We start from the raw sequence: 14,200 nt of genomic DNA on the forward strand, positions 1-14,200 counted from the left end.
AGGGTACGGTGACGGACACGACGCTGCAAGCGTGAAGCATCAGCTTTACTCGTCGCGGCCTTCCATCATGGTTCGTTTGAGCATCACATAAACGGCGCCCGCACCGCCATGTTTGGGCTGGCACGAGGTGAAGCCAAGTACCTGCGGATGCTGGCGCAGCCAGGTGTTGACGTGGCTTTTGATCATCGGCCGCTTGCCGTCCAGGCGCACGGCTTTGCCGTGGGTGACGCGTACGCAGCGGATTTCGAATTTGGTCGCTTCTGCCAGGAAGGCCCAGAGGGTTTCCCGGGCCTTTTCCACGTTCATGCCGTGCAGGTCAAGGCTGCCTTCGAATGGAATCTGCCCGATCTTGAGCTTGCGTATCTGGCTTTCCTGCACGCCGTCGCGTGCCCACATCAGCTCGTCTTCCGGGCCGACGTCGATGACGAACTGATCGGACAGCCCGTCAACAGTGGTGGCATCGGTGCGCACGGTGGCGGCCTGGCGCAACTTGGCGATGTGCGCGCGGTCAGCCTTGGGTTTGCCGGTTTCGGCGCGATCGTGCTTGATCGGCTTGACGCCTTGGATCGCACTTTTGAACAGGGAAAAATCGTCGTCTTGCATGTCAGCCTCCGCGAAGGGCGGCCAGTTTACCCAACTCGAAGGGCATCGGGAGCGAGAAAACGCGCGGCATTGGGCTGCGACTTGCGTTTAGTCGTGTTTTTTCATCAGGTGCGGGGACATGTTCAGCGCGTTCGACTGCCGTGAGCGGCGGCGGCAGCGGCGCCATAGCCACACACCCAGGTACAGCACGATCAGGCCGATGACCAGGATCACTGCCGCCCCCGCGCGGTTGGTGTTCAACTCGCCCAGGGCGGGAACGTGACCGAACAGGGCGGCGGCACCGGCCATTGCCAGCAGCACGCCACAGGTCGCCAGCAAGGCGGCAAACGCCGCACCGATTCGAAAACGCCAGTTGCTTTGGCCTTTGGGCCGCAAGCGGCGAGCGTCAAAACCATCGGATAACTTCATTCCGACCTTCCTCAATGGGTATCGGCCCTTCGACCGGAAGTTGACCGGGATGTTCCTGAGGCTAAGACATTTACAGCTAACGAGAGGCTTTTGCGGATGAGCGGCGGTCTGCGCCGCTCAAGAGTCGCCGATCAGACCAGGTCGTTGGTCAGGGCGAGGGCGGCAAAATTGTCCGCCATGATCGCCATTTCGGTCTGCTGTACATGCTCGGCGCTCAGGACGCCGCCTTTGTACGGCAGATCACGGGTGGCGCAGGCGTCTTCGACCAGGGTGCAGCGGAAACCCAGGTTCTTCGCCGCCCGAACGGTCGTGCTGACACTGGAATGGCTCATGAAACCGCACACCACCAGATCAACCGAGCCCAACTCTTCCAGACGTTTTTTCAGGTCCGTGCCATGGAAGGCACTGGGCAGGATTTTCTCGATCTTGATTTCGCCAGCCAGCGGTTCCAGTCCTGGAATGAACTGGCCGCGCTCGCCGCGTGGGTCGAACAGCCCGCCGACGGTGCCGAGATGGCTGACATGCACGATCGGCCGGCCGGCCGCACGAGCAGCAGTCACCAATTGCTTGATGTTCGCGACAGCCATATCCATGCCGCTCAGGGCCAGGGGACCACTGAGGTACTCTTTCTGGGCATCGATGATAATAAGGGTCGCATGACTCAGTTTGGCTGCTGCGTAACCGCGGCCGCTGAGTTGAAACATCGTTTGTGGAACGGACATTCTGGGGCTCCTTCGAGTGGGGCTTTTGCGACATTGTCCTCTGGCTGAGCGCTTCTGTGAATCGCTACCATCGTAGGCACCGTCGTTACTGGCGTGCAGCGTTGTCAAGTATGCCGTTTTGTTCAATGGTTGGTGAGAAAACCAGATCTTTCCTACAAATGCCCCGGTATTTTTCCTGCGTCGTCGTGACGCCGTTTGACTGGTAGAATCGCCCGTCGATTTTTCTGGAGTTTACCGTCGTGATCACTTCCCGCCTTCGTACCCTGCGTGACCATATCCGTTGGGCCGTCAGCCGCTTCCATGGGGAGGATCTGTTTTTCGGCCATGGGACCGACAACGCCTGGGACGAAGCCCGTCAACTGGTGCTGGGTGCGCTGCACTTGCCGTGGGAAATTGCCGACAGTTACCTGGACTGCAATCTGGAAGAAGACGAAGTGGGCCACCTGCAACACCTGCTCAAGCGCCGCATCGAAGAGCGCGTGCCGACCGCTTACCTGCTGGGTGAAGCATGGTTCTGTGGCCTGTCGTTCATTGTCGACGAGCGCGTGCTGATCCCGCGTTCGCCGATTGGCGAACTGATCGAAAACCGTTTCACCCCTTGGCTGGGCACTGAGCCTGCGCGGATTCTCGACCTGTGCACCGGTTCCGGCTGCATCGGCATCGCCTGCGCCTACGAGTTCCAGGACGCTGAAGTGGTGTTGGCCGATCTGTCATTCGAAGCGCTGGAAGTGGCGAACCAGAACATCGAGCGCCACGGCGTCGACCAGCGTGTCTATACCGTGCAGGGCGATGGTTTCGATGGCTTGCCGGGGCAGCGTTTCGACTTGATCGTGTCGAACCCGCCGTACGTGGATGCCGAGGATTTCGCCGACATGCCGGACGAATACCAGCACGAACCGGAACTGGGCCTGGCCTGCGGCGACGACGGCTTGAACCTGGTGCGACGCATGCTGGCCGAGGCCGCCGACCACCTGACCGACAAGGGCCTGCTGATTGTCGAAGTGGGCAACAGCCAGGTGCATGTCGAGGCGTTGTACCCGCAAGTCGATTTCGCCTGGCTGGAATTCGAACGCGGCGGGCATGGCGTGTTCATGTTGACGGCCGAGCAGTGCCGCGATCATCAGGCGCTGTTCGCGTCCCGCGTCTGACTTTGTAGGAGCGAGCTTGCTCGCGATGGACGTCAACGATAACGCGCTGCATCAGGCAGTACGCGTCGTCTGGGCGTCCTTCGCGAGCGAGCTCGCTCCTACAGAAAATAACGTTACCGGTGCGTAGCAATCCAGATCAACAACCCCGCCTGGAACACCGCAAACGCCACCAGGCACGCAATGGTAAAGCGCAAGCCGGCGTCTTCACGCTGGTACTTGCTAACCTTCTCTTCATGTTTCTTGAGTTTGACTTCCTGCTCGGCCAGGTTCTGCTCGGCTTGCTGGAGCATCTGCGCCGCCTCGAGAATCTCCACCACCTGTACTTTCTCGGTATTGCAGTCGCCCAGCAGGTCACCGACCCGGACTTCGTTGACGCTGCCTTTCAAATGCTGGGCATCGGCGTAGACCACGTCGAAACCGTGCACCCGCAAGAAGTGATCGCGGCGCAGGCGCGTGTCTTCGTTCAGCGCATCCTTATTGTTGAGGTCGGTGCCGTCGAAGGTATAGGCAGGCCAGCGTCTCTTCGCCCAGTTGATGCCGTGGGCGGCCATGAAGCGGCCGATGCCGCGATTCAGCGGTTCGATTTGCAGGCCGCTGTCAGGTCCGAAATGCAGGTTTTTTTCGACGTGATCGACCCACACGTCCAGGTGATTCTGTTCCTTGCGCACACGCTGGCCGGGCAGGGTGATGCGCATGCGCAGCAGGCTGCGAACCTTGTCGTGGCGCTCGGCATAACCGAACTCGACAAAGCGCAGGGGCCGGGCACCGGTACTGCGATCGGTCTGCAGCGGCGCCAGACGGAGCATCTTGGGGTGCTCGACGTCGACGTCCGCCCAAGGCAGCTCGACCGCTGGCGGTGCCTCTGTTTCAGCGGTGGTGTCGGGTGAAGTCGGGGTATCGGTCATAACGGCGAGATCCTGTCCAAGCGCTGCTTGCCGCCAGCGATGGCGCTGGCGACAAAGGCTTATCGGCCGTTTTTTTCAGGACTGGAGTGCAAAAAGAGCTTAAGAGGTGCGAAGCCCGTCAATAAAAGCAAGGATTCGCGTGCCCAGTTCCGCCGCCAGCGGCAATTGCGGGTCTTTATAGGAGGCCAATTGCCGTTTTACGTCGTTGGGCACGATGCGCATGACGTGGTTCATGCCTTCGATCAGCGCCAGTTCGGCGTCCGGTTTGGCGGCCTTGAGCAGTTTGGCGTCATTGACCCCGACCTGGATGTCGTTGCTGCCCTGGATGATCAGCGCCGGCATGTGCAACTTGGCGAACGCCGCGGCGGGGTCCTGGCGGAACAGTGAAATCAGGTACGGTTGCACACTCGGACGGAAAATCACCTGCAGTTGCGGTGGCACGTTGTCGTCGGTTTTCCCGGCCTTGAGGCTGTCGAGCAGCTGATTGCTGCGCAGCATCAGCGGGGGAGGCAGGCGATCGCCCAGTTGCTCGCGCAGCACCTGATCGATCGGCCGGGCGCTGCCGGACATGGAAATCACCGCTGCCGCATCGACGCTCGGCGCCGCGAGGCTGGCGATCAAGGCGCCTTCGCTGTGGCCCAGCAGGATCAGCTGGCTGAAGCGCGGGTCGGTCTTGAGTTTGCGGCCCCAGGCTTCGGTGTCGGCCACATAGGCTTCCACCGACAGGTTGCGTTCGTCCGGCGTAGCCGCCAGGCTCGCCGCCACGCCGCGTTTGTCGTAGCGCACGCTGGCGATGTTGTGTTTGGCCAGCACCCAGGCCAGGCGTTTGAGGCTGTCATTGCGCCCGCCGTCGGGGTTGTTGCCGTCCCGGTCCGTAGGGCCGGAGCCGGAAATGATCAGCACAACCGGCACCGGCGTTTCGGATTTGGGCAGCAGCAACGAACCGAACAGCTCACCGGTGCCGGTATCCAGGGTGATCGGCCGCTGCAGGACAGTGGCCTGGGCGAAGCCGGAAATCAGGGTAAGGCTCAAGGCTAGAACTCGCAGCATTGTCGGGCCATCATGGTCAAGGTGCCGGTTGGACTCGCCGGCACCCATAAGGTTCGAGGATGAACTACTTGGATAGCCTGCGTATACTGGCGCGCATTACGTATTCAGGTTCATTTCACGGAGCGTCCTGCATGTCCGGCAATACCTACGGCAAGCTGTTCACTGTCACCACCGCTGGCGAAAGCCATGGACCGGCGTTGGTCGCCATTGTCGATGGCTGCCCGCCGGGCCTGGAGATTTCCCTTGAGGATCTGCAGCGCGACCTCGATCGCCGCAAGCCCGGCACCAGCCGCCACACCACCCAGCGCCAGGAAGCCGACGAAGTCGAAATCCTCTCGGGGGTGTTCGAAGGTCGCACCACCGGCTGTTCCATCGGCCTGCTGATCCGCAACACCGACCAGAAGTCCAAGGACTACTCGGCGATCAAGGATTTGTTCCGTCCGGCCCACGCCGACTACACCTACCACCACAAATACGGCGAGCGCGATTATCGCGGGGGCGGGCGCAGCTCGGCCCGGGAAACCGCGATGCGCGTGGCAGCCGGCGCGATTGCCAAGAAATTCCTGGCGACCCAGGGCATCGTCATTCGTGGCTACATGAGCCAGCTCGGCCCGATCGAAATCCCGTTCAAGACCTGGGACTCGGTGGAGCAGAACGCCTTCTTCAGCCCCGATCCGGACAAGGTGGCGGAGCTGGAAGCCTACATGGACCAGTTGCGCCGCGACCAGGATTCGGTCGGCGCGAAGATCACCGTGGTCGCCGAAGGCGTGATGCCGGGGTTGGGCGAGCCGATTTTCGACCGTCTCGACGCGGAGCTGGCCCACGCGCTGATGAGCATCAACGCGGTCAAGGGCGTGGAAATCGGCGCCGGTTTCGCCAGCGTCGCCCAGCGCGGCACCGAACATCGCGATGAGATGACGCCAGAAGGGTTCCTCAGCAACAACGCCGGCGGCATTCTCGGCGGCATTTCTTCCGGTCAGCCGATCGTGGCCCACCTGGCGTTGAAGCCGACGTCCAGCATCACCACGCCGGGCCGCTCCATCGACATCCATGGCAACCCGGTGGAAGTCATCACCAAAGGCCGTCACGATCCGTGCGTCGGCATCCGCGCCACGCCGATCGCCGAAGCGATGATGGCCATCGTGCTGATGGACCACCTGCTGCGCCACCGCGGCCAGAACGCCGATGTGCGGGTGAGCACGCCGGTGCTGGGCCAGATTTAAGCCAACGGTGGCGGCGCTCCCGTACTGGCGGCTGTCCAGCTTTTATCTGTTCTATTTCGCCTTGCTCGGTTCGACAGCGCCTTTTCTGGCGCTGTACTTCGATCACCTGGGCTTCTGCGCGGCGCGCATCGGCGAGCTGGTGGCGATCCCCATGCTGATGCGTTGCGTGGCGCCGAACCTCTGGGGCTGGCTCGGCGACTACACCGGGCGGCGGCTGGCCATCGTGCGCCTGGGCGCGGTGTGCACGTTGCTGACGTTTTCGCTGATTTTCGTCAGCCAGACCTATGCCTGGCTGGCGATGGTCATGGCCTTGCACGCATTCTTCTGGCACGCGGTGCTGCCGCAGTTCGAAGTCATTACCCTGGCGCACCTGCAAGGCCAGGCCTCGCGCTACAGCCAGATTCGCCTGTGGGGTTCCATCGGTTTCATCATCACGGTGGTCGCGCTCGGGCGCTTGTTCGAATGGCTCAGCCTGGACATTTACCCCGTAGCGCTGGTGCTGATCCTGGCCGGGATCGTGCTCAGCAGCCTGTGGGTACCGAACGCCCAGCCCGTCCAGGGTGAGCGCTTGACCGGCGAGGGTTTCCTCGCGCAATTGCGCAGTCCCGGGGTGTTGGCGTTCTACGCGTGCGTGGCGTTGATGCAGATGAGCCACGGGCCCTATTACACCTTTCTCACCCTGCACCTTGAGCGACTCGGCTACAGTCGGGGCGTGATCGGCATGCTCTGGGCCGTCGGCGTGGTGGCTGAAGTGCTGATGTTCATGGCCATGAGCCGGATCCTTGCGCGGTTCTCGGTACGGCGCGTGCTGCTGGCGAGTTTCCTGCTGGCGGCATTGCGTTGGCTGCTGCTCGGCTCGTTCGCCGAATTCCTCTGGGTGTTGTTGTTTGCCCAGATACTGCACGCGGCGACGTTCGGCAGCTTTCATGCCGCGGCCATCCAGTTCGTGCAGCGCAGCTTCGGCCCACGCCAGCAAGGCCAGGGCCAGGCGTTGTACGCTGCACTGGCCGGGACCGGTGGCGCATTGGGCGCGTTGTATTCCGGTTACAGCTGGAGCGCCCTTGGCGCACCCTTAACCTTTAGTATTGCCAGCCTCGCAGCGCTGGCGGCAGCCGTTATCATTGCCACACGAATGCAAGAGGACACGCGCTCCCTCTTGAACCCTTAAGGAGTTGCCAGATGAGCAGCCTGTCCGTCTATCACGTTTCCAGTCCCGACGTCCCCAACAAGGTGCTGACCCATTTCGAAGACATTGCCTCGACACTCGCCGAGCAGGGCGTGCGCTTCGACCGCTGGGAAGCCACGGCGAAGGTCCGCCCCGGTGCCAGTCACGAAGACGCCATCAACGCCTGTCAGGCGCCAATCGACCGGCTGATGACCGAGCATGGCTTGCGCGCGGTGGATGTGATCAGCCTGGATCGCGATTACCCGCAAAAAGACGCCGTACGCGCCAGCTTTTACGAAGAGCAGCGCCAGGACCAGGACGAAGTCCTGCTGGTCGCCGCGGGAAGTGCATTGGTGTCCGTGCGCATCGACGATTATGTCTACGCCGTGCTGTGCGAGAAAAACGACCTGATTGCGCTGCCGGCGGGCACCCGGCAGTGGCTGGACATCGGCGAGCAGCCTTTTGTGGTTGCGATTCGTCTGTCCGGGAACCAGCCTTGGGTGGCCCACTACACCGGCGACGACATTGCCGGTCGATTCCCGCGAATGGATGACTGATCGATCCGCAATCACAACTCAGGCCGTGAAGCGCTAGCTTGCACGGCCTGATGGTTTACCGCAGCGCGACGCTTACAGCGAATGATAGGTCGGCAGGGCAAAACGTTGCTGGCTTTGCAGCATGGAGATTTGCGGCAACTCGCTGGCCTGTTCGGCCAGGTCGCGGCGAATGGCGCTGATGACCCACGACAGTTGGTCGCCATTGTGCAGTTGCTGGTAGGAAATCGAGCGTTTGAATTCCCTGCCTTCGCTGCGCAAGGTGAGCAGGATCCCGCCGTCAGGTCGATCCTGGGTGGTCACGTCGAAGTTGGAGAACAAGGAAGAGAATTTTTCTTGGATCAGGCTCATGTCTATCAGCTCCGTAAGTGCTTGGATGGCAAAGCATGGGGAGGCTGTTGCAGTGATTGTGCCAGTATTCATCCATAGAAAATATTCAATTAAAACAATAACTTATAAATTATGACGTTTTTTGCTTTCGTGCAATCTGCATGAATGGCTATCGTGCATCCTGCATTTTGCGGGTCCTCGACGATTCGATTGAACCATTTCCCGTGTTCGCGCTCTCCCTTTCAAATGGGGGTGTCGCGGATACAAAACATTTCAAAAACCGCGTGTACAGCTGCAGAACCGTTGACGTATTTTCGGGGTCGATCAATGCCGCCCGACAATAAGAAGATCCAACGGGAACCGCCATGAGCCGCACGCAGCGCGACACCATCACCTGGAGCATGATGCTCCGCAAGCTGCCTTCCATTGCCAAAGCCATTCCTCGCGTGGTCAAGGGCATGAAGGTCGCCAACGTCAAGGATCCGACCCAAGCGTGTGGCCTGGGCTGGAGTTTCGAGCAGGCAACCCTGCGTAACCCCGATGGCCCGGCCTTGCTATACGGCGAGGTGCAACTGACTTACGCCCAGGTCAACCGCTGGGCCAATTCCATCGCCCATCACCTGATGGCCCAAGGCATCGGCAAGGGCGACGTGGTGGCGGTCTTCATCGAGAACCGCCCGGAGCTGCTGGTCACCCTTCTGGCGCTGGCCAAGGTTGGCGCCATCAGCGCGTTGCTCAATACCTCGTTAACCCGCGATACCCTGACCCATAGCCTGAACCTGGTGACACCAACGGCCATTGTCGTCGGTGCCGAACTGGTCCCGGCCTACCTGGCGGTGCGCGAACGGGTGTCGATTGAGATGGAGCGAACCTGGTTCGTTGCCGATCAGGATACTTACAGCCACCCAGGCATTGCGCCCGAGGGTTTCATCAACCTGATGACGGCCAGCGTCGATGCCTGCGGCGAAAACCCTGCCAGCAGTCAGCAGATCTTTTTCGACGATCCCTGTTTCTACATTTATACCTCGGGCACCACCGGGTTGCCCAAGGCCGGGGTGTTCAAGCACGGGCGCTGGATGCGCAGTTACGCAAGCTTCGGCATGATCGCGCTGGATATGCGTCCCGATGACATCGTCTACTGCACTTTGCCGCTGTACCACGCCACCGGCTTGTGCGTGTGCTGGGGCTCGGCCATCAGCGGGGCCTCGGGGTTCGCCATCCGCCGCAAGTTCAGCGCCAGGGAATTCTGGAGTGATGTGCGCAAGTACCGGGCGACCACCTTGGGCTACGTGGGTGAGCTGTGCCGCTACCTGGTCGACCAGCCTCCCAGCGCCGACGACGACAAGCACGGCGTGACCAAGATGATCGGCAACGGTTTGCGTCCCGGCGCCTGGAGCGAGTTCAAGACGCGCTTTGCGGTGGAGCATATCTGCGAGCTGTATGCCGCCAGTGACGGCAATATCGGTTTTACCAACATTCTCAATTTCGACAATACCGTGGGCTTTTCCCTGATGTCCTGGGAGCTGGCGGCGTATGATCACGACTGCGGCGCGCCGACCCGTGGCGCCGATGGTTTCATGCGCAAGGTCGGCAAGGGCGAGCAGGGGCTGCTCCTGGCCAGGATCGACGACAAGGCACCGCTGGATGGCTACACCGACCCGCACAAGACCGAAAAAGTCGTGCTGCACGACGTGTTCGTCAAGGGCGACCGCTACTTCAACACCGGCGACCTGTTGCGCAACATCGGTTTCGGTCATGCACAGTTTGTCGATCGCCTGGGCGACACCTACCGCTGGAAGGGTGAAAACGTGTCGACCACCGAAGTCGAGAACATCCTGCTGCAGCACCCGAACATTTCCGAGGCCGTGGCCTACGGCGTGCAAGTGCAGAACACCAACGGCCGGGCCGGAATGGCGGCGATCACCCCCGCCGAATCCCTGGCGACCCTGGACTTCGACGAGTTGCTGGCCTTCGCCCGGCAACACATGCCGGCCTACGCGGTGCCGCTGTTCCTGCGGGTGAAAGTGAAAATGGACACCACCGGGACGTTCAAATACCAGAAGACCCGGCTCAAGGACGAAGCGTTCGACCCCGGCAGGGCCGGCGAAGACCCGATCTATGCCTGGTTACCGGGCACCGACACTTACGTGCAAGTCAACGAGCAGGTGCTGGCGGACATCCAGGGTGGCAAGCATCGCTATTGAACAGGGCTATCGCTGCGTTTCAGAAAAAAGAAGTGACAGTGACGAGCCCGCTCGGGAAACTGTCGGCTTTGCGAAAAACTGAAAGTGGAGCGTTCAATGTCAGACAACAGCCGCCAGATGACCCCCGAAGAAGCTGCCGAGTTTGCCGAACAGGTCTTCAACAAGGCGCGTGAGGGCGATGCGGCCATGATGGCTGCGCTGCTGAGCAAGGGCCTGCCGCCGAACCTGCGCAATCACAAGGGCGATACCTTGCTGATGCTGGCCGCCTACCACGGCCACGTCGACACGGTAAAAGTCTTGCTCGAGCACAAGGCTGATCCGGAGATCCGCAACGACAACGGCCAGAGCCCGATTGCCGGCGCGGCCTTCAAGGGTGACCTGGCCGTGATCAAGGCCTTGGTCGACGGTGGCGCGCAGGTCGAAGGTTCATCTTTCGACGGCCGCACTGCGCTGATGATGGCCGCGATGTTCAACCGCGTCGAAGTGGTCGACTACCTGATCGGCAAAGGTGCCGACCCGCGAGCCAAGGACGCCAACGGCATTACCGCGCTGGACGCCGCCAAGACCATGGGTGCGGTCGATACCGTTGCGCAGCTGGAAAAGCTGCTCGGCTGACAGTGTTTCGGGTCAGGTTCGATCAGCCGCTTTGCGCAAGGACCTGGCCGGACAGGCTCAATAAACCCAGACCTCGACCCGCCGGTTCCTGATCCGCCCCTCATCCTCGCTATTGGCCGCCACCGGCATCTCGGCGCCAAAACCGCGAACGTCACGCAGTACCACGCCACTTTTCACCAGCTCGCGACGCACCGCCATGGCCCGCAGTTTCGAGAGCAGATCGGCGCGCGCCGGATCGAGCTTGGCATCGCCGAACCCCACCAACGTGACCTGCCGATCGGTCTTGTCATGCTGCTTCATATAGTCGAGCACCCGTGACAGGTCCTGTCGGGCCTTGTTGTCCAGGCTGGCGCTGCCTTCTTCGAAGCGAAAGTTCACCGACAGGCGCATGGCGTGGCGGCTCAGGGCCTGGTAGCCCTCGGGCATCAACGCATTCGGCGTGACGTTCATGGCCTGGATCGTCTGGGCGATAAAGCCGTTGGCTGCGACGATCGCCTGGCCCTCCTGGCTTTGCGCGAAGGCCACCAGCGCTTGCGCCCAAGGGTTGTTTCGCTTGGGTGGCAAGTAAAAGAACAGGCGCCGGGACAAGGGGTAGTCTTCCGTGGCAATCAGGCTGTTGAGCGGCAGCATGGCCATGGACTGGCCGTCGGCAATCGCCACGGCCTTGGCCGAGCGCACGTAGGGCAGGCCGATAAAGCCGATGCCGTGGGGGTCCTGGCTGACGGCGTCGGACAGTTGTTCGCTGGATTCGAAGCGTTTCGCGCTGCCGCTCAGGGTTTTGCCGTGACCACTGAGGACCAGTTCCTTGAACGTATCGTAGGTGCCAGACTGATCGTCGCGCGCATAGAGATGAATGGCTCCACCTTGGCCACCGAGTTCTTCCCAGGTTTTCACCTCGCCGCTGAAAATGCGCGCCAGCTGGCGGGTGTCGAGTGTGTCCAACGGATTTTGCGGATGCAGGATGATCGCCAGCCCGTCGATGGCGATGACCTGTTCGGCGGCGGCGCTTTTCAGGTCGCCCAGTGGTTCGAGGCTGATCAGCTCGCTGTCCTTGATCGGCCTGGAAGAAGCGGCCAGATCGGCACTGGCGTTTTTCAGCGCGGTGAAGCCGGTACTGGAGCCGTGAGCCGCCAGTTCTACTTCGACCCGCCGTCCTTCCAGGGTTTCACCGACGATACGTGATTCGTTGGGCTTTTCCGCCGCTTCGCTGTGCACCTTGAGCAGACCCTGCTCGCGCATCAGGCCCTCGACCAGCGCCGGCCCGAGTGCCGCGCCAATGGTATTGGAACCCTGGATGTGCAACACCGGGCCGTGCCCGGGAATCGGCAAGGCGCTGGCCGCTGCCGACAGCGGCAGCCAGGTGCAGAGCATCAACAGGAGCAACCCGCGCAGCGACATGCCGGCACCTTTGAAGACCAATGGAAGTGCCGGGAGAATAAGTCAGTAAGATGTCCGAAAGATGACAGCTTTCTGTAGGAGCTGGCTTGCCAGCGAAAACGTCCGGAAGATCAGCGCAATGTTCAAGGACGCCTTCGCCGGCAAGCCGGGCTCCTACAAGGATAGGCGTCCGAATGATCAACGCATTTGCGATTTTTTAACTCAACTCCAACCAGATCGGCGCATGATCCGAGGGTTTTTCCATGCCGCGCAGTTCGTAGTCGACACCGGCCGCCTTGACCCGTGGCATCAGGCCGTGGGAGGCGAGGATCACATCGATACGGAGTCCGCGCTTGGGTTCGTCCTCAAAACCACGGCTGCGGTAGTCGAACCAACTGAATACGTCGGCCACCTCCGGGTTCAGGTGGCGGAAGCTGTCCACCAGGCCCCAATTCTTCAATCGATCCATCCACTCGCGCTCTTCCGGCAGGAAGCTGCATTTACCGGTTTTCAGCCAGCGTTTCATATTGTCCGGGCCAATGCCGATGTCGCAGTCTTGCGGGGAAATGTTCACGTCGCCCATCACCACCAGCGGCTGGTCGTTGTTGAACTGGCTTTCCAGCAGCGCCTGCAGGTCGCTGTAGAAGCGCTGTTTGGCCGGGAATTTGGTCGGGTGGTCGCGGCTTTCGCCTTGCGGGAAGTAGCCGTTCATGATGGTCACCGGCACACCATTGGCATCGGCGAAGGTGCCCCAGATGAAACGTCGCTGGGCATCCTCTTCATCGGTGGCAAAGCCTTTGTGCAAGGCCAGTGGCTCCTGGCGCGACAGCAGGGCAACGCCGTAGTGACCCTTTTGCCCATGGAAATACACGTGGTAGCCCAGGGCCTTGACTTCTTCGAGTGGAAACTGATCGTCGTGGACCTTGGTTTCCTGCAACCCGATCACATCAGGTTGATGTTTTTCGATCAGCGCCGCCAGCTGATGGGGACGGGCGCGAAGCCCGTTGATGTTGAAGGAGACGATCTTCATGCTCGGCAGTCCTGGTAAAAGGGCGATGCTAGCTGACATGTGCAGTGGGGGCCAGTGCGCGGTGGGACGAACAGGATTTCATTGCCTACACTGATTTGCGATCAGCAAGGAACTGTCTCGGCCCCAATGAGCTCGTAACAACAAGAGCGCAGCCCTGCGGCTGCGTCATGGAGAACGACCGTCATGCCTGAAACCTCCACCGCCATTGCCGATATCCACATGCTCGACAGCGGCTATTCCCGCGAAGCGCGTTCCCTGTTGTACCAGGCCTACCGGCACGAGCCGACGTTCAGCTACCTGTTCGAAGCCGAGCGTCCCGGCTATGAACAACGGGTGCGCGCCACTGTGCGCGAGCTGGTCAAGCAACACTTTTTCCAGGAATTGCCGGCCATTGGCCTGCTGGTCAACGACCGATTGATCGGCATTGCCCTGATCGCGCCGCCACAACGGCGCCTGGGCGTGACGGAAAGTTGGGCCTGGCGCCTGCGCATGGTGCTCAGTACCGGTTTTCGCTGCACCCGGCGCTACCTTGAATACCACGACGCCGTGGCGGCCTGCGTGCCGAACGACTCGGTGCACGTGCTGCCGTTGCTGGGAGTTCATCCACAATTCCAGGGCAAGCACTTTGGCGAGCAACTGTTGCAAGCGGTGCATAACTGGTGCGCGGTGGATGAAAACTCCCAGGGCGTGATTCTCGACACCGGCAACCCGCGTTATCTCGACTTCTATAAACGCCAGGGCTACGAAGAAATCGGCGAAGTGGCCGTGGGACCGATTCGCGAACACGTATTTTTTCACGCCAATCCGCAGGTCTTACAAACCGCAACAGCTTGAGGCCGAACTTTCCGTGCACGCCAGGCTCTATC

At 61.1% G+C, this 14,200-nt stretch carries 15 protein-coding genes; 7 read left to right on the plus strand and 8 right to left on the minus strand.

The features are described from left to right. Window positions 1-45 precede the first annotated feature (45 nt). From ACYP2Q_RS07380 to ACYP2Q_RS07390, 3 genes are all read right to left on the minus strand, one after another. Window positions 46-603 (minus strand): Smr/MutS family protein, encoded by a 558-nt coding sequence (locus ACYP2Q_RS07380; protein WP_459729902.1) that lies wholly within the window; start codon window positions 601-603, stop codon window positions 46-48. An 87-nt stretch (window positions 604-690) separates the two neighbouring features. After that, window positions 691-1,011: a hypothetical protein gene (locus ACYP2Q_RS07385; RefSeq protein WP_459729903.1), complete on the minus strand. Its 321-nt coding sequence runs from the start codon at window positions 1,009-1,011 to the stop codon at window positions 691-693. 131 nt (window positions 1,012-1,142) lie between these two features. Beyond that, window positions 1,143-1,733 carry a cysteine hydrolase family protein gene (locus ACYP2Q_RS07390; RefSeq protein ID WP_459729904.1) on the minus strand — a complete coding sequence of 197 codons (591 nt, stop codon included), beginning with the start codon at window positions 1,731-1,733 and terminating at the stop codon, window positions 1,143-1,145. Between the two features lie 239 nt (window positions 1,734-1,972). Between ACYP2Q_RS07390 and prmB the strand changes: the two genes are divergently transcribed. Further along, complete coding sequence (prmB, locus tag ACYP2Q_RS07395; protein ID WP_459729905.1) at window positions 1,973-2,881, plus strand: 50S ribosomal protein L3 N(5)-glutamine methyltransferase; 909 nt, start codon at window positions 1,973-1,975, stop codon at window positions 2,879-2,881. Window positions 2,882-2,994: 113 nt separating this feature from the next. On the opposite strand, the gene ACYP2Q_RS07400 is transcribed toward prmB, so the two are convergent. Together ACYP2Q_RS07400 and ACYP2Q_RS07405 are read right to left on the minus strand one after the other, a co-directional pair. Next, window positions 2,995-3,786, minus strand: coding sequence for a hypothetical protein (locus ACYP2Q_RS07400; protein ID WP_459729906.1), 792 nt, complete (start codon window positions 3,784-3,786; stop codon window positions 2,995-2,997). Window positions 3,787-3,885: 99 nt separating this feature from the next. Further along, entirely contained in the window at window positions 3,886-4,884 is a 999-nt protein-coding gene (locus ACYP2Q_RS07405) for an alpha/beta hydrolase (RefSeq protein ID WP_459729907.1), read from the minus strand. A gap of 83 nt (window positions 4,885-4,967) precedes the next feature. On the opposite strand from ACYP2Q_RS07405, the gene aroC reads away from it, so the two are divergent. Genes aroC through ACYP2Q_RS07420 form a run of 3 tightly spaced genes read left to right on the plus strand, consistent with a single transcriptional unit; the run spans window position 4,968 to window position 7,781 of the window. Next, window positions 4,968-6,059, plus strand: a complete 1,092-nt coding sequence (gene aroC / locus ACYP2Q_RS07410) for a chorismate synthase (protein ID WP_459729908.1) — start codon at window positions 4,968-4,970, stop codon at window positions 6,057-6,059. A 7-nt stretch (window positions 6,060-6,066) separates the two neighbouring features. Beyond that, window positions 6,067-7,227 carry an MFS transporter gene (locus ACYP2Q_RS07415; RefSeq protein ID WP_459729909.1) on the plus strand — a complete coding sequence of 387 codons (1,161 nt, stop codon included), beginning with the start codon at window positions 6,067-6,069 and terminating at the stop codon, window positions 7,225-7,227. An 11-nt stretch (window positions 7,228-7,238) separates the two neighbouring features. Continuing rightward, a complete protein-coding gene (locus ACYP2Q_RS07420; protein WP_459729910.1) occupies window positions 7,239-7,781 on the plus strand; it encodes an acireductone dioxygenase in 543 nt (180 codons plus the stop codon). A 72-nt stretch (window positions 7,782-7,853) separates the two neighbouring features. Here ACYP2Q_RS07420 and ACYP2Q_RS07425 read toward each other — a convergent pair whose 3' ends face one another. Next, window positions 7,854-8,129 (minus strand): DUF3509 domain-containing protein, encoded by a 276-nt coding sequence (locus tag ACYP2Q_RS07425; RefSeq protein ID WP_046815579.1) that lies wholly within the window; start codon window positions 8,127-8,129, stop codon window positions 7,854-7,856. A gap of 344 nt (window positions 8,130-8,473) precedes the next feature. On the opposite strand from ACYP2Q_RS07425, the gene ACYP2Q_RS07430 reads away from it, so the two are divergent. Further along, window positions 8,474-10,312, plus strand: a complete 1,839-nt coding sequence (locus ACYP2Q_RS07430) for a long-chain-acyl-CoA synthetase (RefSeq protein WP_459729911.1) — start codon at window positions 8,474-8,476, stop codon at window positions 10,310-10,312. 96 nt (window positions 10,313-10,408) lie between these two features. Beyond that, a complete protein-coding gene (locus tag ACYP2Q_RS07435; protein WP_459729912.1) occupies window positions 10,409-10,927 on the plus strand; it encodes an ankyrin repeat domain-containing protein in 519 nt (172 codons plus the stop codon). A 57-nt stretch (window positions 10,928-10,984) separates the two neighbouring features. Here the strand turns inward: ACYP2Q_RS07435 and ACYP2Q_RS07440 are convergent, their stop codons facing one another. Together ACYP2Q_RS07440 and xthA are read right to left on the minus strand one after the other, a co-directional pair. Then, the gene (locus ACYP2Q_RS07440) at window positions 10,985-12,325 is read right to left on the minus strand and encodes a substrate-binding domain-containing protein (protein WP_459729913.1); all 1,341 of its coding nucleotides are present in this window, start codon (window positions 12,323-12,325) and stop codon (window positions 10,985-10,987) included. A gap of 196 nt (window positions 12,326-12,521) precedes the next feature. After that, window positions 12,522-13,334, minus strand: coding sequence for an exodeoxyribonuclease III (gene xthA, locus ACYP2Q_RS07445; protein ID WP_459729914.1), 813 nt, complete (start codon window positions 13,332-13,334; stop codon window positions 12,522-12,524). A gap of 183 nt (window positions 13,335-13,517) precedes the next feature. Here xthA and ACYP2Q_RS07450 point away from each other — a divergent pair, with 183 nt between their 5' ends. Next, complete coding sequence (locus ACYP2Q_RS07450) at window positions 13,518-14,168, plus strand: GNAT family N-acetyltransferase (RefSeq protein ID WP_459729915.1); 651 nt, start codon at window positions 13,518-13,520, stop codon at window positions 14,166-14,168. Window positions 14,169-14,200: the final 32 nt, after the last annotated feature.

It is taken from the genome of Pseudomonas sp. MHK4 (genome assembly GCF_054600775.1).

Coding starts and splice junctions, on each gene's coding strand:
- ACYP2Q_RS07420 (WP_459729910.1), top strand. CDS start 7,239: ATGAGCAGCCTGTCCGTCTATCACGTTTCCAGTCCCGACGTCCCCAAC.
- xthA (WP_459729914.1), bottom strand. CDS start 13,334: ATGAAGATCGTCTCCTTCAACATCAACGGGCTTCGCGCCCGTCCCCAT.
- ACYP2Q_RS07400 (WP_459729906.1), bottom strand. CDS start 3,786: ATGACCGATACCCCGACTTCACCCGACACCACCGCTGAAACAGAGGCA.
- ACYP2Q_RS07435 (WP_459729912.1), top strand. CDS start 10,409: ATGTCAGACAACAGCCGCCAGATGACCCCCGAAGAAGCTGCCGAGTTT.
- ACYP2Q_RS07440 (WP_459729913.1), bottom strand. CDS start 12,325: ATGTCGCTGCGCGGGTTGCTCCTGTTGATGCTCTGCACCTGGCTGCCG.
- ACYP2Q_RS07405 (WP_459729907.1), bottom strand. CDS start 4,884: ATGGGTGCCGGCGAGTCCAACCGGCACCTTGACCATGATGGCCCGACA.
- ACYP2Q_RS07385 (WP_459729903.1), bottom strand. CDS start 1,011: ATGAAGTTATCCGATGGTTTTGACGCTCGCCGCTTGCGGCCCAAAGGC.
- ACYP2Q_RS07430 (WP_459729911.1), top strand. CDS start 8,474: ATGAGCCGCACGCAGCGCGACACCATCACCTGGAGCATGATGCTCCGC.
- ACYP2Q_RS07425 (WP_046815579.1), bottom strand. CDS start 8,129: ATGAGCCTGATCCAAGAAAAATTCTCTTCCTTGTTCTCCAACTTCGAC.
- ACYP2Q_RS07450 (WP_459729915.1), top strand. CDS start 13,518: ATGCCTGAAACCTCCACCGCCATTGCCGATATCCACATGCTCGACAGC.
- ACYP2Q_RS07380 (WP_459729902.1), bottom strand. CDS start 603: ATGCAAGACGACGATTTTTCCCTGTTCAAAAGTGCGATCCAAGGCGTC.
- aroC (WP_459729908.1), top strand. CDS start 4,968: ATGTCCGGCAATACCTACGGCAAGCTGTTCACTGTCACCACCGCTGGC.
- ACYP2Q_RS07390 (WP_459729904.1), bottom strand. CDS start 1,733: ATGTCCGTTCCACAAACGATGTTTCAACTCAGCGGCCGCGGTTACGCA.